This is a genomic window from Pantoea sp. X-Soil-YNGN-785 (assembly GCF_059730585.1).
The window spans coordinates 1,603,476-1,624,735 of record NZ_AP035942.1; the positions used below are offsets into that span (position 1 = coordinate 1,603,476).

Consider the following 21,260-nt stretch of genomic DNA (forward strand, 5'->3'; position numbering starts at 1 on the left):
CTCGCCTCACGCCTCTCCTCTGGTTTTTATATGTTAAGCTAAGAAAATTCTCAATAAAATCAGTGGAGACACAACATGAAGGCAGCGTTAATTGCCCTGGGCCTGCTGGCCTGTCATATCGCACCCGCCTGGAGTGAAACCGAATTTCAGCTTAACTGTCCCGGCCGGCCGACCATGACGGTTTCGCGTGCCGAATATGGTTTAACCACCCTGATGTGGCCGGAAAATCACTTCCAGATTGCCGCCGGTCAGCAGCGAACCCGCTTAGAAGCGGGCGATCAGGTGGCGATTACCCGCTTTCGCAATGGCGATCAGCTGATTGTGAACCAGCGCAGCCAGGCAACCTTCTTTGTATACCGCGACAGCGATAAACTGCTGCCCTGCAGCCGCAGCGAAAAACGCGATGTCGATGCGCTGACCCTGGAGCGCTACGACGATCGTCAGCGTTCCGACAGTTAACCCCGGGAGCCACTATGCAACCTGAGATTACCGACAACGTTACCGCGCAGGATCTGGATGAGGTCAGGCTGGGCCTCAATGCCTTCAACAGCAAATTTATTGATGTGAATACGATCAGGTCAATTGGGGTGTTTATCCGTGATGAGCAGGGCAAAAAGCTGGCCGGGCTGACCGGCTCAACTACCGGTCACTGGCTGCGGATTGATATGCTCTGGGTGAGTGAGGCGCTACGCGGGCAGGGGGCAGGGAGTAAGCTGATACAGGCTGCCGAGCAGGAGGCGCGGGATCGCGGCTGCCGTTATGCACAGGTGGATACCGCCAGTTTTCAGGCGCGGCCGTTTTATGAAAAACTTGGCTACACTCTGCGGCTCACGCTGGCGAACTACATAGATGATTATCAGCGGCACTATCTGACCAAAGAACTGTAATCAGAACAGCGGATTTTCCCGCAGATCCAGAGGATGCTGTTCAGCTTCATCAATGGCAGCCAGCCAGCTTTGCAGCGTCACTTTTTTCCAGGAAAGATGCCCGCGCGTGGTGCTCATCAGCACCACGTCGGGGCGCAGCGAGCGGTAAAATTCCAGCGTCTGACTCAGCTCAGCCGGATTACTGTCCGGCACCAGCACCGTGATCCAGTTGTCATGAGAACGGGTTACGGTATCGCCGACAAACAGATAGGTCAGCCCCAGCGGCGAGGTATAAAGAAAGCTGCAACTGCCCGGTGTGTGTCCGGGCGTAGGCAGCAGATGGAAATCGCCGAAGTGCGTCTCCGGCTGCGAAAAGGTGTCATCAGGCTCCGCAAAACGGCTGATGGGGCCTAATGAGCGGCTGTGGCAGTAAAGCGCGCTGCTGAAACGCTGCTGCATCACCGCCGCACCAGGCGCGGATTCGTGCCAGTGGGTCAGATAGTGACGGATCACGCCGCCGCTATCGGCAATCACTTCATGATCGAGCGGGTTTTCTACGCGGCCAATCAGCAGATTGCCGCGCGGGTGACGCAGCATAAAGCCATGCATCATCAGGTCATTAACGGCATCTTCCACCGGGAATTCCGGGGTTGAGATCCACAAATCGTCATACAACGGCTTCAATGTCGATCTCCTGAAACGCTCTCTAATCCCGCAGGACGGGATGCCCGGTCGCCTGCAAATGGGCGTTGCCCTGGCTGACCGCTAATCGTGCGCTGGCACCCAGCGGCAGTGTGACGGTATCAGCGGCATGACCAAAATCTAATCCACAGATCACTGGCAGACCGGTAGTATCACGCACGCGCTGCCAGACGGTACTGAAATCAAACCCATTGTCATAGTCCGACAGGGCCGTGCTGGTGAAGCTGCCGGTGACGATTGCCCGCTGTCGCGCCAGAATGCCGCTCTGCTCCAGCTGAATCAGCATGCGTTCAATGCGGAACGGATGCTCATTCACATCTTCTATCACCAGAATGCCGTTCTCAATCTGCGGCATCCACGGCGTGCCGATCAGCGAGCAGATCATCGCCAGGTTTCCGCCCCACAGCGTACCTTGCCAGTCGCCCTGGTCTGGGGTTTCGCTCTGCCATTTCACCTCTACTGTAGGTGATGTCAGTGCCTGCCAGAAGTGGTGCAGGGTAAATTCAGATAAGGTCGCGGCACCGAAGTTACCGGCCAGCATCGGTGCACTGAAGGTAATCAGGCCAACCTGTGCCAGCAGCGCCAGCTGAATCGCGGTGAAGTCGCTGTGGCCGCACAGCGCCAGCGGCTGATTCAGCAGGTGGCGTTGCAGGCCAACATAGTCGATGGATGCCAGTAACCGGCTGGCTCCGTAACCGCCGCGCACCGCCAGCACCACGTCGGGCAGCGTAGTGAGGCTGGCAAGCTGGTTGATATCCGCAAGGCGTTCCGCGTCGGTGCCGGAGAAGCGCTGAAAACGGCGGGTGATCACCTGCTCGTTCTCCACCTGATGGCCCGCCGCGCGCAGTCGTGCAATGCCCTGCAGCGCCGCAGGCTGATTATGACAGTAACCGGAGGGGGAGATAAGACGAACTGAACGTGAAATCATCATACTTTCCTGCTGTTAGCGCTCATGACTGACGGCGATGATGGCGAAAAGCCCCGCTGAAGTCACGGTGGACGCCGCATAATCGTGTATTTAGGATAAACGGTAATTTTGCTCTCAGGCTGCCTGGGTATGATAGCATTCGCCACAACCGCGATGAGACGAAAAATTGCTGAAAATCCGACACCTTATACTCTCGGCTTTACTCCTGACTGGCTGTGCCAGCGAGCCACCGCACCATGCCGTTAAGCAGCGCAACACGCCGTTAACGCAGGCACCGCCTTCCAGCGTCAATGGAACCTGGGCCATGTTTACCGAAGATGCCGCCAGTCATTATGGCGTTGATGAGAAGTTGATCAGCGCCATTATCAGTGTCGAATCGGGTGGAAATCCGGGCGTAGTGAGCCGTTCCAATGCGGTAGGGCTGATGCAGATTAAAGCGTCGACTGCGGGGCGCGAAGTCTATCGCACGCTGGGCCGCAGGGGCCAGCCGTCGAATGCCGAGTTGCGCGATCCGGCCAAAAATATTGATATCGGCACAGCCTATATCCGCATCCTGCAGGACTCTGCGCTGTCGGGCATCCGCGATCCGCTGACCCTGCGCTACGCCACCATCGTCTCTTATGCCAACGGTGCCGGTGCGCTGCTGCGAACATTTTCCCGCGACCGCGATCGGGCCATTGCGATGATCAACGCCATGTCACCGGATGAATTCTATCAGCATGTGCAGAACAGGCATCCGGCGGCGCAGGCGCCGCGCTATCTCTGGAAAGTCACCACCGCTTACCGCACCATCTGACCGGTTTTGACTACGCCTGCGGCGTGAGCAGCAGCCGCGCCGTGGGATAGTCAATAATCAGCACCTTGATATAACCCCCCAATAGCGCACCACGAATTGCCTGCGCTTTCTCCCGTCCCCCAGCCAGCCCGACGACCTGCGGGCACTGTTTCACCTGCGCCAGCTCCATTCCGATCACCGGATCTTCTTCCGCTTTCAATACCGGCTGGCCGCAGGCGTCAAAATAGTGCAGGCAGATATCACCGACCGCACCGCGTGCCGCCAGCGTCTGCAGCATTTTGCCATCATAGTAGTTGCCAGAATTGCGCAGCAGCGCCGACGGCTCCAGATCGCCGATGCCGACAATCGCCAGATCGACCTGCTCAAATTTACTCAGCACCTCGGCAACCTCGGCATTGGCCGACAGCCGCTGGCGATCGCTGACCGAATGCTCAATCGACTGCGACGGCAGCAGCCAGGCGGGGCAGTTCAGCAGCGCCGCCAGATTCTGGGTCAGAATGGTGGCCTGCACGTTGCCGTTGGCTCCGACGCCGCCCAGCAGCTGGATCACGCCTTTACAGGCGCTGTTGAGCGGATGCAGCGCATCCACCATCGCCCGGATAGTGCCGCTCCACGACGAAATACCAATCAGCTCATCGTTGCGCAGCCGGGTCTCCAGATAGTGAGCGGCCGCCGATCCAATCGCCTGCTTAATCTGCAGTGACGACGCCTGATCCGGCACATCCACCACAATCGCCTGCGGCAGGTTGTAGGTCTGCTCAATCGCCTTTTCCAGTTCCGGATAGACGTTAGCCGGTGGCACCACACTGATCTTGACCACACCCTCTTTCACGCTGCGATTAAGAATGCGTGAGACAAACGACTGCGATAGGGTCAGCGACTGCGCGATCTCTGACTGCTTCAGCCCTTCGACATAGTAAAGCGTGGCAATCTTCACCATCAGTCGCTGTTCATCCTGTTTTGCCATCGGTTTTTCCCTCTCTGAATCTGCCCGGTATTGTTAACCAGGATGATCAAAATCACAACGCAGGCTAATTTGTGATCGTTTTCGCTTTTTAACAATCGCGCATTGGACGGCGCGTCAGCGCAGGCGCATAGTCATTATGCATATAAAATCGCGTGTGAATATATATTCAAAGCGGAGAAAAATAATGACTCGTCCTCTGATTAAACTGACCCTGCTGGCTTCGATGTTCGCTTTTTCTGCAACGGCGCTGGCGGCAGAGCAAGGCCTGCTGGCGATTATTACCCCATCCCATGACAACCCGTTTTTCAAAGCCGAGGCAGAAGGCGCGTTAGCCAGAGCCAAAGAGCTGGGTTACGCCACGCTGGTGGCGTCGCACGACGATGACGTTAACAAGCAAAACCAGCTGATTGAGACCGCGATTGCGCGCAAAGCGAAAGCGATCATTCTGGATAACGCCGGCGCGGACGCCACCGTCGGGCCGGTGCAGAAAGCCAAAGATGCCGGTATCCCGACCTTTCTGATTGACCGTGAGATCAACAAAACCGGTATCGCCGTGGCGCAGATCGTCTCCAATAACTATCAGGGCGCGCAGCTGGGTGCAGAGAAATTTGCAAAGTTGCTGGGCGGCAAAGGCGAGTACGTTGAACTGCTGGGCAAGGAGTCTGACACCAACGCGGGCGTGCGGTCGCAGGGCTATCACGACGTGCTGGATGACTACACCGACCTGAAAATGGTGGCGCAGCAGAGCGCTAACTGGAGCCAGACCGAAGCCTTCAGCCGCATGGAAACTCTGCTGCAGAAACACCCCAACATCGTTGGTGTGATCTCCGGTAACGACACCATGGCGCTGGGCGCGGAAGCCGCGCTGAAAGCCGCCGGAAAAACCTCGGTGATCGTGGTGGGCTTTGACGGCAGCGACTACACCCGCGATTCGATCCTCAACAAAGGCAACATCAAAGCGACGGTACTCCAACCGGGCTGGGATCAGGCGCAGATGGCGGTCACGCAGGCGGACTACTACCTGAAGAACGGCAAAGCGCAGAAACAGGAGAAGCAACTGATGGACTGTGTGCTGATTGACGACAGCAACGCCGCTAAGCTGAAAAACTTCAACCTGGCGAAATAACCATGAAACGGATAGTGGCGGTATTGACCGGTATGGCGCTGCTCAGCGCCTGCACCGTGGTGGATCTGGATGCGGACGGTAACCCGATTCTGCCGAAAGATCCGCACGCGAAACCCAGTTATACCACCCAGACGCCGCAGCAGATTGCGGAGGAGACCTGGCAGCCGCGGGTCATGACCACCGCGAACAGCCACGCGCTGAGCTGGGCCGACATGGAGGCGAAAAGTCAGACGGTTAAACCCGGGGGGCGTGAAAGCGTCTTCGTACGGGCCAGCGGGACGGCCAGCGCTTTTGATGAGAGTAATCCGCGTGAACGCACGCTGACGCTGACGATCAACGGTAAACCGGTGGCAGTCAGCGTCGGGCCGGTGCTGCGCAGCAACGCTATTCGTGACGCCGCCGGGTTCCGTTTCGAGGAGTTTACAAATCAGGTGCAGTACGCCCAACTGACGCGGGCGCTTAATCGTCATGCGGTGAAGCAGCTGCCGCCGCTGGATGCCAGCTGGGTCAACCAGCCGGTGCAGGCGCTGCTGGCGGTGAGCATCGGTCACAACAGCGTTGAAGAGGTGGTGGCGGTGGAGCTGAAGCGGGGGACGCCCTGATGAACGATGAGATCATTCTGCGGGCCGAACAGATATCGATGCTGTTTCCCGGCACGCTGGCGCTGGATCGCGTCGACTACCGGGTCTGGCGCGGCAAAGTTAACGTCATCATCGGTGAAAACGGGGCGGGAAAATCGACCCTGATGAAGATTCTGGCCGGGGTGCAGCAGCCCAGCGCCGGTTCGCTGTTCCTGAATGGCGAGCCACTGACGCTGAGCAGCACCCGTGACGCCGCCCGGCACGGTATCGGCATGGTGCACCAGGAGCTGAACCTGTTTGAAAACCTCTCGGTGGCGGAGAACCTCTTTCTGGGCCGGGAGATCCAGCGCGGCCTGTCACCCATCAATGAGGCGGAGCAGGCACGCCGCACCGCCGCACTGATGGCGCGGCTCGATCAGCCGATCTCGCCCACTGAGCGGGTCGGCAATCTCAAAGTGGGTCAGCAGCAGTTGGTGGAGATCGCCAAAGCGCTGGCAGAAGATGCAGACATTCTGATCCTCGACGAGCCGACCTCCGCACTGAGCAAAACCGAAGTGGAGATCCTGTTCCGGGTGATCCGCGACCTGACGCAGCAGGGCGTGACCCTCATCTATATCTCTCACCGGCTGGAGGAGCTGATGGCGATTGGTGACGTGATTACCATTCTGCGTGACGGACGTTTCCAGGCGGAAGCCCCGGTCAGCACCATCGATGTACCGTGGATCGTGCGCGAGATGCTGGGCAGTGAGCCGGTCACGACCTTTTTGCCGGATCGGCGTGAATTTGGCGCGCCGGTGCTGGAGGCGCAGCACATTACCTGCGTCAGTCCCAACGGCAATACGCTGGTGGATGACGTCAGTTTTCAGGTGCGGGCCGGCGAAATTGTCGGGATCTACGGACTGATGGGCGCGGGTCGCACCGAACTGTTTGAGTGTCTGCTCGGCAGCCAGCGCCACTATCTCGGCAGGCTGTGGCTCGACAGTAAACCACTGCCAACCCGTCTGCCGACCGCCGATCGCATCCGTATGGGCATGAGCCTGGTGCCGGAGGATCGCAAACGCGCCGGGATTTTCCCGGTCTCATCGGTCGCCAGTAATCTCACCATCGCCAGCCTGTGGCGGCGACTGTCGCACCGCTTTGCCATTGCGCATCAGGCGGAGCAGCAGGCGGTGAACCAGACGGTGGGCAACCTGGCGATCAAAATCTCGTCGCCGGACGTCGCCATCAGTGCACTCAGCGGCGGCAATCAGCAGAAAGTGGTGATTGGTCGTGCGCTGCTGACCAACCCACGTCTGCTGCTGCTGGATGAGCCGAGCCGCGGCATTGACGTCGGGGCCAAAGCCGAGGTATTTCGCACCATGGTGGCGCTGTCGCAGCAGGGCATCGCCGTGCTGTTCTCCACCTCAGACCTGAAAGAGATTATGGCGGTAGCCGATCGCATCCTGGTGATGTCGGGCGGCAAACTTACGGCTGATCTTCCCCGCGACCAGGCGGAAGAGGCAGCGCTGGTGAAAGCAAGTGCGCAGGGGTTCTGAGCATGAAAAGCAATAACAGCGTCGCGCTGAACACACTTCCGGCTAAAGCGTTCAGTTCACGCGAAAGCATTCTGCTGCTGCTTCTGAAACTGCGCACCTTTATTGCGCTGATTCTGATTGTCGGCTTCTTCGCCATCACCGTGCCGGACTTTCTCGCCACCGGCAGCCTGGTGATCATGGTGAAACATATCGCCATCAACGCCTTTCTGGCGCTGGGCATCACTTTTGTCATTATCACCGCAGGCATTGACCTGTCGATTGGGGCCACCTTAGGGCTATGCGGCATGATCGCCGGCTGGCTGATCACTAAAGGGATTGTGCTGCCGATGTTTGGCATCGCTATCTTTCCCAGCGTCTGGGTCATTGTGCCGGTGGTGCTGTTGGTCGGCGCGCTGATTGGCGCGGGCAACGGCTGGATCATTACCCGCTACAATGTGGCCCCCTTTATCTGCACCCTCGGCACCATGTACATCCTGCGCGGGGCGGCAATGCTTACCTCTGGCGGCGAGACCTTTCCCGGTTTGCAGGGCAATCCGCTACTGGGCAATACCGGTTTCGACAGGATTGGTGCGGGGACGTTTCTCGGGCTGCCGTTTGCCATCTGGATGATGGTGCTGCTGGCGCTGGTCATCGCCTATATCGCCCGTCGTCTGCCGTTTGGCCGTCAGGTCTATGCCATCGGCGACAACGAGCGTGCCGCTGAACTGTCGGGGGTGAAAACCCGGCAGGTGAAAATTCTGGTCTACACCCTGTCGGGCTTCTGTGCAGCCATTGCCGGCATCGTGGTCTCATCGCAGCTGGTCGCCAGCCATCCGGCGAACGGCACCGCGTTTGAGATGAACGCGATTGCCGCCGTGGTGCTGGGCGGCACCTCGCTGGCGGGCGGACGCGGCACCATTGTTGGCACACTGATCGGGGCGTTTGTCATCGGCTTTCTGGCGGATGGCCTGATCATGATGGGTGTCAGCGAATTCTGGCAAATGGTCATTAAGGGCATTGTCATCATCATCGCGGTCATTATCGACCAGACTCAAAGCCGGATGCAGCAGAAGGCGGCGGTGGTGGCACAGAAAGCATTAATCGAGGAGGGCTCACCGGCAAAATCCTGAACGCGCTGAGCCAGGCAGGCGGGACTGCTGCATGTTTCTGCTCACGGGGATGGCCTGCCCGGATTAACGGGCAGAGTGGCAGACAAAGGAGAGTGCCAGTGTAAGGCACGCCTTTTCTGGCAGAAATTTTTTTAACCGACGTGAATATATATTCATAAACGATTTAAAATTCAGAGGTAGTGTATGAATCCTTTCAATCTTCCTGTCGAAGACCTTGAGCGTCGGGCGCGTGCTATCCGTCGTCGCATCATCCAGCTGAATGCGGGCAGCCCGGCAGGCGGTCATACCGGTGCCGATCTATCGCAGGTGGAGATCCTCACCGCGCTTTACTTCCGCATTCTGAACTGCGCTCCGGATCGCACGGACGACGATCAGCGTGACATCTACATCCAGTCTAAAGGACACGCGGTGGGCGGTTATTACTGCGTGCTGGCGGAAGCGGGCTACTTTCCGACCGACTGGCTGGCAACTTATCAGCATGCCGACTCACATCTGCCCGGCCATCCGGTGCGGCAGAAAACGCCTGGCGTTGAGCTGAATACTGGCGCACTGGGACACGGACTGCCGGTGGCGGTGGGCATCGCTATCGCAGCGAAAAAAGATAACAGCTCGCGCCGCATCTTTGTGGTGACCGGCGACGGGGAACTGGCCGAAGGCAGCAACTGGGAGGCAGCACTGGTCGCAGCGCATTACGGCCTCGACAACCTGATCATCATTAATGACAAAAACAAGCTGCAACTGGCGGGGGCGACCCGCGACATCATGAACACCGATCCGCTGCCGGAAAAATGGCGCGCCTTCGGGCTGGAGGTCACCGAATGCAACGGCAATGAGATGGCGGCGATCGTCGACACCATTGAAAACCTGCCGAAGAACGGCAAGCCGCAGGTGATCGTGGCACATACCGAAAAGGGCTTTGGTATCTCCTTTATTCAGAGCAAAGCCGAATGGCATCACCGGGTGCCGAAAGGCGAAGAGATCGCGCTGGCACTGGAGGAACTGAAAGATGAGTAATGCACAACATTTAGCAAGCGTCATGGTAACGGCCTTTATCGACGCGGTGAATCGCGGCGTGGATCTGGTGCCGGTGGTGGCTGACTCCACCTCAACTGCCAAAATCGCCCCCTTTATCAAAGCGTTTCCCGACCGGCTGATCAACGTCGGCATCGCCGAGCAGACGCTGGTGGGCACAGCGGCCGGGCTGGCGCTGGGCGGCAAAGTTGCGGTGACCTGTAACGCCGCGCCGTTTCTGGTATCACGCGCCAATGAGCAGGTGAAAGTGGACGTCTGTTACAACAATACCAACGTCAAACTGTTCGGGCTGAATGCCGGGGCCAGCTATGGCCCATTAGCCAGCACCCACCACAGCATTGATGATATCGCGGTGATGCGCGGTTTCGGCAATATCGAGATCTATGCGCCTTCCTGCCCGCTGGAGTGCCGCCAGATCATCGACTACGCCCTTGAGCATGTTGGCCCGGTCTATATCCGTCTGGACGGCAAAGATCTGCCGCAGCTGCACGACGAAAGCTACCGGTTCAGTCCGGGTGCGATCGACCTGTTGCGGGAAGGCAGCGACATCGCGCTGGTGGCGATGGGCTCAACGGTTCACGAGGTGGTTCACGCCGCTGAGCAACTGGCTGAACAGGGCATTTCAGCCGGTGTGATCGCGGTTCCATCGATTCGTCCCTGTGATACCCAACAGCTGCGCAACCTGTTAAATCACTACCCAGCGGTGATTACCGTAGAAGAGCACAACGTCAATGGTGGTGTCGGCAGCCTGGTGGCCGAAGTGCTGGCGGAAGGCGGCTGCGGCATCCCGCTGTTAAGGCTCGGCATTCCGGATGGCGAATATGCGATTGCCGGCGATCGCGCCTCGACCCGTGCCCGTCATGGCATTGATGCCAGCAGCGTAGTCAACAGTGCAGCACGCATCTGCGCAGGAGCATAAACATGGTGGGACCCCTGATTCTGGCGATCGACGAAGGCACCACCAACGCCAAGGCGATTGCGGTTGATCGCAGTGGCCGCGTCGTGGCGCGCGGCAGCCAGAGTTTAACCCTGCAACATCCGCAGCCCGGACTGGCGGAGCAGGACCCTATGGCAATCTGGCAGGCGGTAAAGCAGGCAATCATCCAGTGTCTGTCAGCCTGTGATGGCGCGCCTGTCGCGGCCGTAGCGATCAGCAATCAGCGCGAGTCGGTGCTGATCTGGCAGCGGCGTGATGGTCAGCCGCTGACGCCACTGGTGAGCTGGCAGGATCGACGCTCAGAGGCATTCTGTCGCGATCTGCACCAGGCGGGCAAAGCGCCACGTATTACCGGCTTAACCGGGCTGGCCGTTGATCCGATGTTTCCGGCCGCCAAGCTGACCGGGATGCTGGCCGCCATTCCCAACGGCGCGGCGCGGGCCGCAGCCGGTGAGCTTTGCATCGGCACCGTCGACAGCTGGCTCAGCTGGCAGCTCAGCGCAGGTGAGGTATTCGTTACCGATCACGCCAACGCCGCCCGCACTCAACTTTATAGTCTGCATCTTAATGACTGGGACGACGAGCTGCTGTCGCTGTTTCAGCTACCGCGCGCCGCGCTGCCACGTATTACCTCCTCCGCCAGCGAACAGGGCGTGGTCGCGGTGCGTGACATTCCCGGCTTAGCGCCCGGCACGCCCATTCTGGCGCGCATCGGTGACTCCCATGCTGCGCTGCAGGCACAGCGGCGCGGCGAGTCAGAAGTGGTGAAAGCCACCTACGGCACCGGCTCCTCACTGATGATGTCGATGGCGACGCCGCTACTGACGGAAAATGGCCTCAGCACCACCGTGGCCTGGCACGACGGCACGCTGCGTTATGCGTTTGAAGGCAACATCACCCACACCGGTTCCGGTGCCGCCTGGCTGGGCAAACTGCTCGGCGTGCAGGATCCGCGTGTGCTGACCGCCATGGCGCAGCGCTGCGACGACAATCAGGGCATCTATTTTGTCCCGGCGCTCTCCGGCCTGGGCGCGCCCTGGTGGGATCTGCAGGCGCGCGGCATGGTATGCGGACTGACGGACGCCGCCACGCCCGACGTACTGGCGCGTGTCGCGCTGGAGTCGATCGTCTGGCAAATCGCCGACGTCTTTTTTGCGATGGAGCAGGCCAGCGGCCAGCAGCTCCCGGCCCTCTGTGTGGATGGTAGCGCCACCGAAAACAGCTGGCTGATGCAGTTACAGGCGGATGTGTTACAGCGGCCGCTGCAGCGGGTGCCGACCGCCGAAGTATCCGCGCTGGGCGCGGCGCTGCTGGCGGGCAAAGTACTGGGATGGTGGCAGCAGGGCAGTGATATGCAGGCGCTGCAGGGCGGGAGCGTCATCATGCCGCGTGAAGAGCACGCGCAGCGTATGCAGGAAAACTATAAAGGCTGGATCGACGCCGTTGCACGCTGTCGTTATCAGCCACATTAATCCTTAACCGGAGCAGAGCCATGTCAACACTTCCTCAGCAGTTAACCTTCGGTGTCATCATTGGCAACCGGGGATTTTTTCCCAGCTATCTGGTGGGCGAGGCGCGCCAGCAGGCGGTTGCGCTGTTTGAAAAGATGAACATTAATACGGTGATGCTGGATGAAACGCAGACCAATCTGGGCGGCGTCGAGACGCGGCAGGAGGCTAAAACCTGTGCTGCGCTGTTTCGTCAGCATCGCGAAGCGATTCACGGCATTGTGGTGCTGCTGCCTAACTTTGGTGATGAAAAGGCCATTGCCGAAGCGCTTCGTCTGGCCGGGCTGAATGTGCCGGTACTGGTGCAGGCGGAAGAGGACAACCTGGATAAAATGGGGCTGGCGACCCGACGCGACAGCTTCTGCGGCAAAATTTCGCTCTGCAACAACCTGCGACAGTATGGCATTCCGTTTACCCTGACCCGCCAGCACGTCTGCGCCTTGAGCGGCGAGGTTTTTCAGCAGGATTTACAGCGCTTCAGCCAGCTCTGCCGGGTAGTGAATGCGATGCGGCGGGTGCGCGTTGGCGCGATTGGTGCGCGGCCCGCCGGATTCAACACCGTCCGCTACAGCGAAAAGCTGCTGGAGAAGATGGGCATCGCGGTAGAAACCCTGGATTTATCGGAGATTTTTACCCGCACAAACCGGCTGCGTGATGACGATATCCGCGTGGCAGAGAAGCGCGAGATCCTGGAAGCCAACGCCGATGCGCGCGGCATTCCGGGGGACAAAATGGTGACTATGGCCAAACTGTTTGTGGTCATCAGCGAGTGGATCAGTGACAACGATATCGACACGACGGCCATTCAGTGCTGGACGTCGCTGCAGGAAAACCTGGGCATCAACGTCTGCTCAATCATGAGCGTGATGTCGGGACAGCTGATGCCCAGCGCCTGTGAAGTGGACGTGATGGGCGCGCTGTCGATGTATGCGCTTGCCAGCTGTTCGCTGAGTCCTGCTTCACTGGCGGACTGGAACAACAACTTTGGCGACGAGCGGGACAAATGCGTGCTGTTTCACTGCGGAAATTTTGCCAGCGCCAGCCTGGAGTCACCGACCATGGGCACGGCGGATATTATTGGCACCACCGTGGGCAAAGAGAACACCTGCGGTGCGGTGCATGGCCGGATGAAGCAGGGCGACCTTACCTATTTCCGCCTCTCGACCGACGATTTCAGCGGCGAAATCAAAGCCTATGTGGGCGAGGGAATGTCGGTCACCGATCCACTGGACACGGTCGGCTGTCGTGCGGTCATTCAGGTGCCGCAGCTGGAGACGCTGCTGGCGTGGATCTGCCGCAATGGCTTTGAGCACCACGTGGCGATGAACCACTCGGCCACGGCCGGTGTGCTGCAGGAAGCATTCAGTGAGTATCTCGGCGTGAGTTGTTACCGGCATCAGTAAGCGATGAGAGTGAATCGCAGAACGCGATAAGGGCAATGCGGGCCATGAAGCCGATGAGACCACGGTTCTGGCCGCATCGGCTTCATGGCCCGCCATTTTCAGGACAGGAGGGCGGGCATGTTAGCGCGCCATTCTGCGCACTTCGCCATCGTCACTTTCCACGGCAACCAGATCCACCGGCGGCAGATTACCCCCGCTGAACTCAACCTGACGGATCGGGAAGGCGAAGCGGATATTGCGCTCTTCAAGAGCCGCCATGAGCTGCAGGTTAATCTCCTGCTGTATATCCATGTACTTGTTGTAATCCGCATCCAGCACAAAATAGACCACTTCAAAAGTCAGCTTTGAGTCCTCGAAAGCCAGGAAGTGGGCGCGGTCAAAACGGGTGGTCTCAACGCCCTGGATAATCTCTTTCACCAGCGGGCTGATCTGGCGCACCTGCTCAGAAGGCGTGGCATAGCTGATGCCAAACTTAAACACGATGCGGCGCTGCTGCATACGCTTGTAGTTGTGGATGGTCTGCTGCAACAGAATGGTGTTTGAGCAGACGATCTGCTCGCCACTCAGGCTGCGCAGCCGGGTGGTTTTCAGGCCGATATGTTCAATGGAACCGGCTATATCACCAAAGACAATGAAATCGCCATGCTCGAATGGTTTATCGAAGCCTATCGCCAGCGACGCAAACACATCGCTCAGCACGGTCTGAATCGCCAGCGCAATCGCGATCCCCCCGACGCCCAGGCTGGCGACCAGTGCGGTAATATTGATGCCCATGTTCGACAGAATGGCCAGGAACATCATGATCCAGACCACGACCCGCAGCAGAATCCCGAGGATCACCGTCGTCACCGGATTCCGCACGTGCAGGGGATCGCGCAGCAGGCTTTTCAGCCAGAGCCGGATGCCGCAGTCGATCCACAGCGCGAGCTGTACGATCAGCGCCAGGAACCAGCCGTGTGCGATGGTCACGCTCCAGGATTCGGGCAGGTCCACAAACTTCAGGGCAATCAGCAGTGAAAAGATCAGCAGCAGGGTCTGGCTGGTGCTGCGCAGTATCTCCACCAGAATCGCGGTCGCGCGGACATGACGATGTTCGCTGTAAAGCGCAATCCGGTTGGAGATAAAGCGAATCAGGGTACGTAATACCCAGTAAATCACCAGCGTGGAAACCACCACGATGGCGCTGTTGAGCCAGAGTTCCTGATTAAAAAAGAGGGAGTGAAAACGACGTGAAGAGAGCCAGTTTTCCATTGGGGAGGGTCTCCTTGCTGGGTTCCGGTTTAAAAGAAAACAAGCAAGAAGCATAGCCTGGATGCGGCCCACCTGTGTGGCGCATCCCTGAAGACGTTACTGGAAACGGGTCGATTTATCGCGAGCCAGTCGCTCAAGAGCAAAAATAATCTGCTGAAGCTGCCGCTCCTGCGCCGGGTTCAGCGTGGCAAAGCGAAAGCTCAGTCGGGGCGTAATGCGGGTTTCATTCTTGCGGGTCACCACGCAACGCTCGCCAATGTGCAGCAGCTTCACCGGCACGTCAAAAATGCCATACTCGCCCAGCTCGACCCGGAACGAATTGAAGCTGTCGCCGTTCTGTAACCCGTCCGGCAGCGGTTCATCCACCAGCACGCCGATGCCGCCCAGTGACAGATCCTGTAAACGCAGGCGCGTTTTACTGCCATCCGGCCACAGGGTATGACACCAGAACTGCGGCTCCAGCGGTGCGCAGACGCGGAAAAACTCACGTCGCTGAATCTGCCACAGCAGCTCCGGCAACGGTGCGCTGAAGGCGGGTAATCCTTCAAACTCCACCCTCTCCAGCGAGGCGAGACTGAACTCTACCTTCGCGCCATAGGTTTCAGCGGTAATGCTGAGATCGTCGCTGGTCAGGGCGTATTCGTTATCCAGATTATTACTGCCCAGGTCAAACAGAAGGCGATCTTCATCGGCAGCCAGCATCCGGCTGATAAACTGCCCGCGCGCGAAGCGCACCAGTAGTGGCGTCTGCAGGCGCAGCAGATCTTTCATTACGCCCAGAACCGCCAGCGTGCCACGTTTTAAATATTGTTCCTGGTCGGCTTCTTTCACGTCCTGCTCCGCAAGGGGTTACTGTATTGATGCTGTTTTTTTGCCTCATCCCGGTTATCGGCGCGGCAAAAAAAAGCTTTAGCCGGTGAATTCTTAAAAAATAGTGTGACCCGTGAGGCGTTTTCCAAAAAGCTGGCTATACTTATCGCGGTAAACCGCTTGATAAATCAGGCGTTCACGCTTTAATCATAAAAAGGAAGGAGCAACAGATGGGTATTATTTCCTGGATCGTCTTTGGCTTAATCGCGGGTATTCTGGCGAAGTGGATTATGCCGGGTAAAGACGGTGGCGGTTTCATTCTGACTATCGTTCTGGGTATTATCGGTGCCGTAGTGGGTGGCTGGATCAGTACGCTGTTTGGCTTCGGCCGCGTCGATGGGTTTAACTTCGGAAGCTTTGTGGTCGCTGTTATCGGTGCCATCGTGGTGCTGTTCGTATACCGCAAAGTACGCAGTTAACCGTAACGGTTTCAACAAAAAAGGGGACGAAGCGATTCGTCCCCTTTTTTTATCTTTTACTTTTAATCAGAAGTCGTAACCAACGGTCGCCATCACGCTGCGTTCCGCACCCCAGTAGCAGTAGCCTGTGCCGTAGCAGCCCGCCACATAAGTACGATCGGTCAGGTTGTTGGCGTTGACCTGAACCCAGGCCCCTTTCAGGCTGCTGTTCCAGACGCCAAGATCGGCCCGCACTGACGCATCAAACAGCGTCACTGACGGCACGCGCGTGGTGTTTTCATTGTCCGCCCACTGTTTGCCGATGTAACGCACGCCTGCACCCGCACTCAGACCGTAATCAAACTGATAGTGACCCCAGAGTGCTGCCATGCTGTTGGGGGTGACGTACGGTGTATGTCCGCTGTTGCCATCCACCGAATCTTTAAAGCGCAGATGATTCAGCGTATAGCTCGCCACGGTGCTCAGACGCGGGGTTAATTGATTACGCGCTTCCAGCTCGATACCCTGTGAGTGAACTTTGCCTGATGGCGAATAGGTCGCCGTCAGCACGTTGCGGTTCGCCACATCTTTCTGCGTCAGGTCATAGACCGCCACGCTATAGAGATCGCGGGTGCCATTGGGCTGATATTTCACCCCGGCTTCATACTGCTCAGCGGTGGTCGGCTTCAGCAGATTATTGTTGGGATCGGTGAGCGCGGTCGGGGTAATCGCCTGGCTCCAGCTCACGTAAGGTGAGATGCCGTTGTCGAAGGCATAGAGCAGTGCCGCGCGTCCGCTGATGTGATCATCCTGACGGCGATCGCTGCCGCTGTTATTGGCGACGATGCGATCGTAACGGCCGGAGAGATCCAGATGCCAGCGATCCAGCTTCATCTCATCCTGCAGATAGAGGCCGGTCTGGTAGTAGCGACGGGTTTTATCCGCCCAGGTGTAATCCGGCATGTCGCCTACCTGTTCGCCGGTCAGAGCATTGAGCTGGTTAGCCGAACCGCCCGCCGCGCTGATCTCATTTTTATAGCGATGATACTCGGCACCCAGCGTGACGCGGTGCTCCAGCTCACCCGTGGCAAACTCCGCCTGTAAACGGTTATCGGTTGACCAGGCGGAGAGCGACGAGCGCTCGCCAGAGTAGTAGCGGTTCAGCAGATCGGGATTATTTTCGTCCCAGCCAATCTGATAGACCTGATCGAGATCGACATTGGAGTGGCTGTAGCTGCCGGTTGAGGAGAATGACCAGACGTCGTTAAAGCGATGAGCGAAGTCGAAGCTGTAGATCTGCTCGCGGCGCTTAAACTGATCGAGGTCGCTGTTGCCCTCATAAAAGCCATTGCTCAGCTTATAGCCGTTGTGTTCGGTGAGGCTGCCGTCGCCCGGCACAGAACCGTGATAACCGCCCGACGGATCTTTCTGCAGATAGGCTTTCAGGATCAGATGGGTATCTTCATCCGGCTGCCACATCAGTTGCGGCATCAGCGCATATTTCTCTTCGCGGGTGTGATCGTACTGCGTATCGCTGTTGCGGGTCACGCCGGTCAGGCGAAACGCCCACTGGTCGTTGATCGCATTGGTATAGTCAAACATCGTGCCGGTGGTGGCATTACTGCCTGCCTGCAGTTGGATGTGACCCTCCTCGGCGAACTGCGGACGTTTGGTCACCATATTGACCAGGCCGCCTGGCACCGTCTGACCATAGAGTGCAGAAGAGGGGCCTTTGATCACGTCGATGCGCTCAAGGAAGGCGTTATCCACCTGCAATACGTTGAAACTGCCGCCGTCGCTCATCAGCCGCATGCCGTCGAGGAAGGTGTTATCGACATCGCCGCCGTGGAAGCCGCGCAGCGCAATGGTGTCGTAACGGGTCGCGGCACCGCCAAAGTTGGTGAAGACGCCGGAGCTGTAGCCGAGTGCCTGGTTCAGGGTCAGCGCGCCCTGATCCTGCATCTGCTGGCGGGTGACCACGGATATCGACTGCGGCGTGGTGATCAGCGGACGATCGCTTTTGGTTGCGCCCTGGCTGGTCGTCGCCAGATAGCCCTGGGTCGGTGACGTCGAGTCTTCCTGCGGTTGTGCAGTCACCACCATATCGGCAGCGAAACTCAGAGCAGGCGCGGTCAGCGCCAGGGTGCAGAGGCGAATATACCCTCTCAGCGACAGTGACAGTTTCATCGGAGTTCCTTTCATAGCAAAGATTAAGGCAGGTGAGTAAAGTTGTTAATAGGTAATCTCATTATCATAATGAGAATTATTACCTTTTGTAAATTGGCTGCAATTTTGCCTGTTGATGTAAGAAGGTCAAGTAAAATTCGCTGAAAAGGCGTGCGGATACCTCCGGTGAGGCCAGAGGTATCCAGAGAGGGTTAAGGTTGTGAGGCTGACGCCTGCGGAATATCGTGGGCGCTGTTACAGGTTTTATCTTTCGGACAATACTTATCGAGCAGTTTCAGCGTGACGCCGTTGGTCCAGCCAAAGCCGTCCTGGAGCGGATACTCACCGCCGCCACCGCCGCCGAGATTTTTGCCGTCGACGACATATTTCTCCACCAGCTTATGCTCACGGTCATAGGTTGTCTGGACGTTTTGCAGGAAGCGTAAGCCTACCTCTTTCGCCAGTTTTGGCTGGTTGTAATGCTCCAGACCTTCCACGGCAACCCACTGCAGCGGTGCCCAGCCATTCGGTGCATCCCACTGCTGGCCGTTGTTCACGGTGGTGGTCACCAGACCACCGGGCTTCAGCAGCTGCTTTTCAACTGCGCTGGCGGTGCTTTCAGCCTGCTTATCACTGGCGACCTGCAGATAGAGCGGGAACAGCGCGGCAGCCGTCAGTTGCGGATGAACCTGCTTTTTCTGCCAGTCATAGTCGGCATACCAGTTCTGTTTACTGTCCCACAGATAGCGGTTGATCGCCGCCTGGCGCTTCTCCGCGCGATCGGCGTACTGCTTCGCCAGATCGCTCTGCTTGTTCATCTGGTAGCCTTTCGACAGGGTCTGCTCCAGATGGAATAGCAGGCTATTCAGGTCAACCGGCGCCAGCTGGGTGGTACGGATTGTCGACAGGTTGTGCGCGTCGGTAAACCAGCGTGAGCTGAAATCCCAGCCCGATGCGGCACCGGAACGCAGATCGCGGTAAAGTTCAGCTTTATTGCGCTGCGGCGCTTTCTGCGCGGTGGCAATATCATCCATCCAGGATTCGGTGCGTGGTACATCGCGCGCATCCCAGTAGCGGTTGAGCAGGGTGCCATCTGCCAGCTTAATCACCCGCTTGCTGGCTGCGCCCGCCGCGACGTTATCGCTGTCGGCCATCCAGTAGTCGTACTCTTTCTGCAGCTGCGGCAGATAGTGGGTATAAGCTTTGCCGTCATCGTGCGTCGCCAGCAGGTCGACCATCAGGCTGAAGAACGGCGGCTGTGAACGGCTCAGGTAGTAGCTGCGGTTGCCGTTGGGGATGTGGCCATAACGGTCAAGCAGCGAGGCGAAGTTATCCGTCATATCCTGGACTTTATCCCAGTGTCCGCTCTCGGCCAGCCCCAGCATGGTGAAGTAGCTGTCCCAGTAATAGACTTCGCGGAAACGCCCGCCCGGCACCACATAGGGCTTAGGCAACGGCAGCAGCGAGTCATACTGACCGGCGCTGCTGGTGGTGCGCGTCAGCACCGGCCACAGGCCATCGATGTGCTCACGCAGGTTTTGTCCGGCGGGCGGCACATATTTGTCGCCCGCAGCGGGCAGGGTAAAGTTAGCGTCAACAAAACGTTTGAGATCGAAATTGCGCTGTTTCTTCTGCATCTGCCAGTCGGCAAGAATCGAAGCGGGATCAAATTTCGGCACCGCATCGGCAAAAGTCTTCTGATCGGGATAGAACTTCGCCTGCTGCACGGCATTAAACAGCGGCCCTAAACGAACATCCGGCGGCTGCGGCTGATTATTCAGCATGCGGCTGTTGTCGTCGGCATGGGCGGTGAAAGCGGGTACGCTCAGCAGCAACGTGAGCAGAAAGGGCGCATAACGCTGACGCCGTGAGTCGGCGTTTACCTCAATTTTTGTCATCGGTTTTTCTCCTTGTCCGAAATGCGGCCGCGCGTAACGCATTGACCACAGGACCAACTTTAGACCTTATCTGCCCACTTCACCCTGAAGCGAGCCGGAAATGTGAAGCCACGGGAATTATTTTTATGGAAAAAACCGCTTTTTCACGCGGGTTTTTTCTTGCTCTCACCTCACTTTTCCCCGACGCTGAAAGAAAAAAAGGAGAGCAGGATGGAGATCATCTGGTATCACCCGTCGCAGTCTGCAGCGGCCTGGATTAACGGTTTGCAACAGCGTCTGCCACATGCGCGTGTGCGTGCCTGGCAGCCAGGCGACAACGGACCAGCAGATTATGCGCTGGTCCGTTCACCCCCCGCAGAGATGCTGCAGGGACGTGCCACACTGCGCGGCGTCTTTGCGCTGGGTGCAGGCGTTGACGAGATTCTGAAACAGCTGCAGCAGCACCCTGAGATGCTGCCCGACAGCGTGCCGCTTTACCGGCTGGAAGATACCGGGATGGCGCGCCAGATGCAGGAATATGCCGTCCATAGCGTACTGAACTGGTTCCGTCGTTTTGACGACTACCGTCTTCAGCAGCAGCAACAGTGCTGGCAGCCGCTGCCTGCTTACCCGCGTGAAAGCTTCACCGTCGGGATTCTGGGCGCGGGCGTGCTGGGACAGAGCGTGGCAGAGAGCCTGAAACCCTGGGGATTCCCGCTACGCGTCTGGAGCCGTTCACCAAAAGCCATCGACGGCGTGACCAGCTTTGCCGGACGCGATGCGCTACCTGCGTTTTTGCAGGAGACGCGTGTGGTGATCAACCTGCTGCCGAGCACGCACGAGACTATTAATCTTATCGACCACGCCTTTTTAGAGCAGTTGCCGCACGGCGCGTTCTTCCTCAACATCGCGCGTGGCGCACAGGTGGTGGAAGCGGATCTGCTGGCCGCGCTCAATAGCGGTCAGCTGAAAGCGGCGGCGCTGGATGTGTTTCAGGTTGAACCGCTGCCCGAAGCGCATCCGCTCTGGTCACATCCGCGCGTCACGATCACGCCTCATAATGCGGCGGTAACCTTGATCGACGAAGCTATCGATTACATCGCCCGCGCCATCACCCAGGATCAGGCAGGCGAGCCGCCGCAGGGCAGGGTAGATCGTCAGCGCGGCTACTAATGAACCGGCCCCGGCAGGGGCACTCAGCAGGAGAA

The 21,260-nt window shown here is 58.2% G+C and carries 20 protein-coding genes; 13 read left to right on the plus strand and 7 right to left on the minus strand.

The window, feature by feature from the left end; genetic code table 11:
• Nucleotides 1-75: 75 nt before the first annotated feature.
• Together AC6I8E_RS07445 and AC6I8E_RS07450 are read left to right on the plus strand one after the other, a co-directional pair.
• Nucleotides 76-459, plus strand: a complete 384-nt coding sequence (locus AC6I8E_RS07445) for a hypothetical protein (RefSeq protein WP_135909190.1) — start codon at nt 76-78, stop codon at nt 457-459.
• A 14-nt stretch (nt 460-473) separates the two neighbouring features.
• On the plus strand, nt 474-887 hold the full coding sequence (locus tag AC6I8E_RS07450) for a GNAT family N-acetyltransferase (protein ID WP_195857118.1): 414 nt from the start codon (nt 474-476) through the stop codon (nt 885-887).
• Here the strand turns inward: AC6I8E_RS07450 and AC6I8E_RS07455 are convergent, their stop codons facing one another.
• Together AC6I8E_RS07455 and ldcA are read right to left on the minus strand one after the other, a co-directional pair.
• Nucleotides 888-1,550 carry an MBL fold metallo-hydrolase gene (locus AC6I8E_RS07455; protein ID WP_497824616.1) on the minus strand — a complete coding sequence of 221 codons (663 nt, stop codon included), beginning with the start codon at nt 1,548-1,550 and terminating at the stop codon, nt 888-890.
• 22 nt (nt 1,551-1,572) lie between these two features.
• Nucleotides 1,573-2,496: a muramoyltetrapeptide carboxypeptidase gene (gene ldcA / locus AC6I8E_RS07460; RefSeq protein WP_497824693.1), complete on the minus strand. Its 924-nt coding sequence runs from the start codon at nt 2,494-2,496 to the stop codon at nt 1,573-1,575.
• A gap of 166 nt (nt 2,497-2,662) precedes the next feature.
• On the opposite strand from ldcA, the gene emtA reads away from it, so the two are divergent.
• On the plus strand, nt 2,663-3,292 hold the full coding sequence (gene emtA / locus AC6I8E_RS07465; protein ID WP_081093833.1) for a membrane-bound lytic murein transglycosylase EmtA: 630 nt from the start codon (nt 2,663-2,665) through the stop codon (nt 3,290-3,292).
• A 10-nt stretch (nt 3,293-3,302) separates the two neighbouring features.
• On the opposite strand, the gene AC6I8E_RS07470 is transcribed toward emtA, so the two are convergent.
• A complete protein-coding gene (locus AC6I8E_RS07470; RefSeq protein WP_013357545.1) occupies nt 3,303-4,259 on the minus strand; it encodes a sugar-binding transcriptional regulator in 957 nt (318 codons plus the stop codon).
• A gap of 184 nt (nt 4,260-4,443) precedes the next feature.
• Between AC6I8E_RS07470 and AC6I8E_RS07475 the strand changes: the two genes are divergently transcribed.
• The 8 genes from AC6I8E_RS07475 to AC6I8E_RS07510 all read left to right on the plus strand — a co-directional run bounded on the left by AC6I8E_RS07475 (nt 4,444) and on the right by AC6I8E_RS07510 (nt 13,490).
• Nucleotides 4,444-5,385 (plus strand): D-ribose ABC transporter substrate-binding protein, encoded by a 942-nt coding sequence (locus AC6I8E_RS07475; protein WP_195857116.1) that lies wholly within the window; start codon nt 4,444-4,446, stop codon nt 5,383-5,385.
• A 2-nt stretch (nt 5,386-5,387) separates the two neighbouring features.
• The gene (locus tag AC6I8E_RS07480) at nt 5,388-5,987 is read left to right on the plus strand and encodes a DUF2291 family protein (RefSeq protein WP_497824617.1); all 600 of its coding nucleotides are present in this window, start codon (nt 5,388-5,390) and stop codon (nt 5,985-5,987) included.
• Nucleotides 5,987-7,501 (plus strand): sugar ABC transporter ATP-binding protein, encoded by a 1,515-nt coding sequence (locus AC6I8E_RS07485; protein ID WP_497824618.1) that lies wholly within the window; start codon nt 5,987-5,989, stop codon nt 7,499-7,501. The genes AC6I8E_RS07480 and AC6I8E_RS07485 overlap by 1 nt, the downstream gene beginning before the upstream one ends.
• 2 nt (nt 7,502-7,503) lie before the next feature.
• The gene (locus AC6I8E_RS07490) at nt 7,504-8,610 is read left to right on the plus strand and encodes an ABC transporter permease (protein ID WP_147788318.1); all 1,107 of its coding nucleotides are present in this window, start codon (nt 7,504-7,506) and stop codon (nt 8,608-8,610) included.
• A gap of 183 nt (nt 8,611-8,793) precedes the next feature.
• Nucleotides 8,794-9,624 carry a transketolase gene (locus tag AC6I8E_RS07495; protein ID WP_418162248.1) on the plus strand — a complete coding sequence of 277 codons (831 nt, stop codon included), beginning with the start codon at nt 8,794-8,796 and terminating at the stop codon, nt 9,622-9,624.
• The gene (locus AC6I8E_RS07500; protein ID WP_013357551.1) at nt 9,617-10,561 is read left to right on the plus strand and encodes a transketolase family protein; all 945 of its coding nucleotides are present in this window, start codon (nt 9,617-9,619) and stop codon (nt 10,559-10,561) included. Before AC6I8E_RS07495 ends, AC6I8E_RS07500 begins: the two co-directional genes overlap by 8 nt.
• Nucleotides 10,562-10,563: 2 nt before the next feature.
• Complete coding sequence (locus tag AC6I8E_RS07505) at nt 10,564-12,051, plus strand: FGGY family carbohydrate kinase (RefSeq protein ID WP_497824619.1); 1,488 nt, start codon at nt 10,564-10,566, stop codon at nt 12,049-12,051.
• A 20-nt stretch (nt 12,052-12,071) separates the two neighbouring features.
• On the plus strand, nt 12,072-13,490 hold the full coding sequence (locus AC6I8E_RS07510; protein ID WP_147788315.1) for an L-fucose/L-arabinose isomerase family protein: 1,419 nt from the start codon (nt 12,072-12,074) through the stop codon (nt 13,488-13,490).
• Between the two features lie 120 nt (nt 13,491-13,610).
• Here AC6I8E_RS07510 and AC6I8E_RS07515 read toward each other — a convergent pair whose 3' ends face one another.
• A complete protein-coding gene (locus AC6I8E_RS07515; protein ID WP_013357554.1) occupies nt 13,611-14,741 on the minus strand; it encodes a mechanosensitive ion channel family protein in 1,131 nt (376 codons plus the stop codon).
• Between the two features lie 96 nt (nt 14,742-14,837).
• Nucleotides 14,838-15,572: a flagellar brake protein gene (locus tag AC6I8E_RS07520; protein WP_497824620.1), complete on the minus strand. Its 735-nt coding sequence runs from the start codon at nt 15,570-15,572 to the stop codon at nt 14,838-14,840.
• Nucleotides 15,573-15,781: 209 nt separating this feature from the next.
• Between AC6I8E_RS07520 and AC6I8E_RS07525 the strand changes: the two genes are divergently transcribed.
• Nucleotides 15,782-16,030 carry a GlsB/YeaQ/YmgE family stress response membrane protein gene (locus AC6I8E_RS07525; protein ID WP_013357556.1) on the plus strand — a complete coding sequence of 83 codons (249 nt, stop codon included), beginning with the start codon at nt 15,782-15,784 and terminating at the stop codon, nt 16,028-16,030.
• Nucleotides 16,031-16,096: 66 nt separating this feature from the next.
• Here AC6I8E_RS07525 and AC6I8E_RS07530 read toward each other — a convergent pair whose 3' ends face one another.
• Together AC6I8E_RS07530 and treA are read right to left on the minus strand one after the other, a co-directional pair.
• Nucleotides 16,097-18,196, minus strand: coding sequence for a TonB-dependent siderophore receptor (locus AC6I8E_RS07530; RefSeq protein ID WP_497824621.1), 2,100 nt, complete (start codon nt 18,194-18,196; stop codon nt 16,097-16,099).
• A gap of 191 nt (nt 18,197-18,387) precedes the next feature.
• Nucleotides 18,388-20,073 (minus strand): alpha,alpha-trehalase TreA, encoded by a 1,686-nt coding sequence (gene treA / locus AC6I8E_RS07535; protein WP_195857108.1) that lies wholly within the window; start codon nt 20,071-20,073, stop codon nt 18,388-18,390.
• A gap of 210 nt (nt 20,074-20,283) precedes the next feature.
• Between treA and ghrA the strand changes: the two genes are divergently transcribed.
• Nucleotides 20,284-21,225, plus strand: a complete 942-nt coding sequence (gene ghrA / locus AC6I8E_RS07540; protein ID WP_110331745.1) for a glyoxylate/hydroxypyruvate reductase GhrA — start codon at nt 20,284-20,286, stop codon at nt 21,223-21,225.
• The last annotated feature ends 35 nt before the right edge of the window (nt 21,226-21,260 follow it).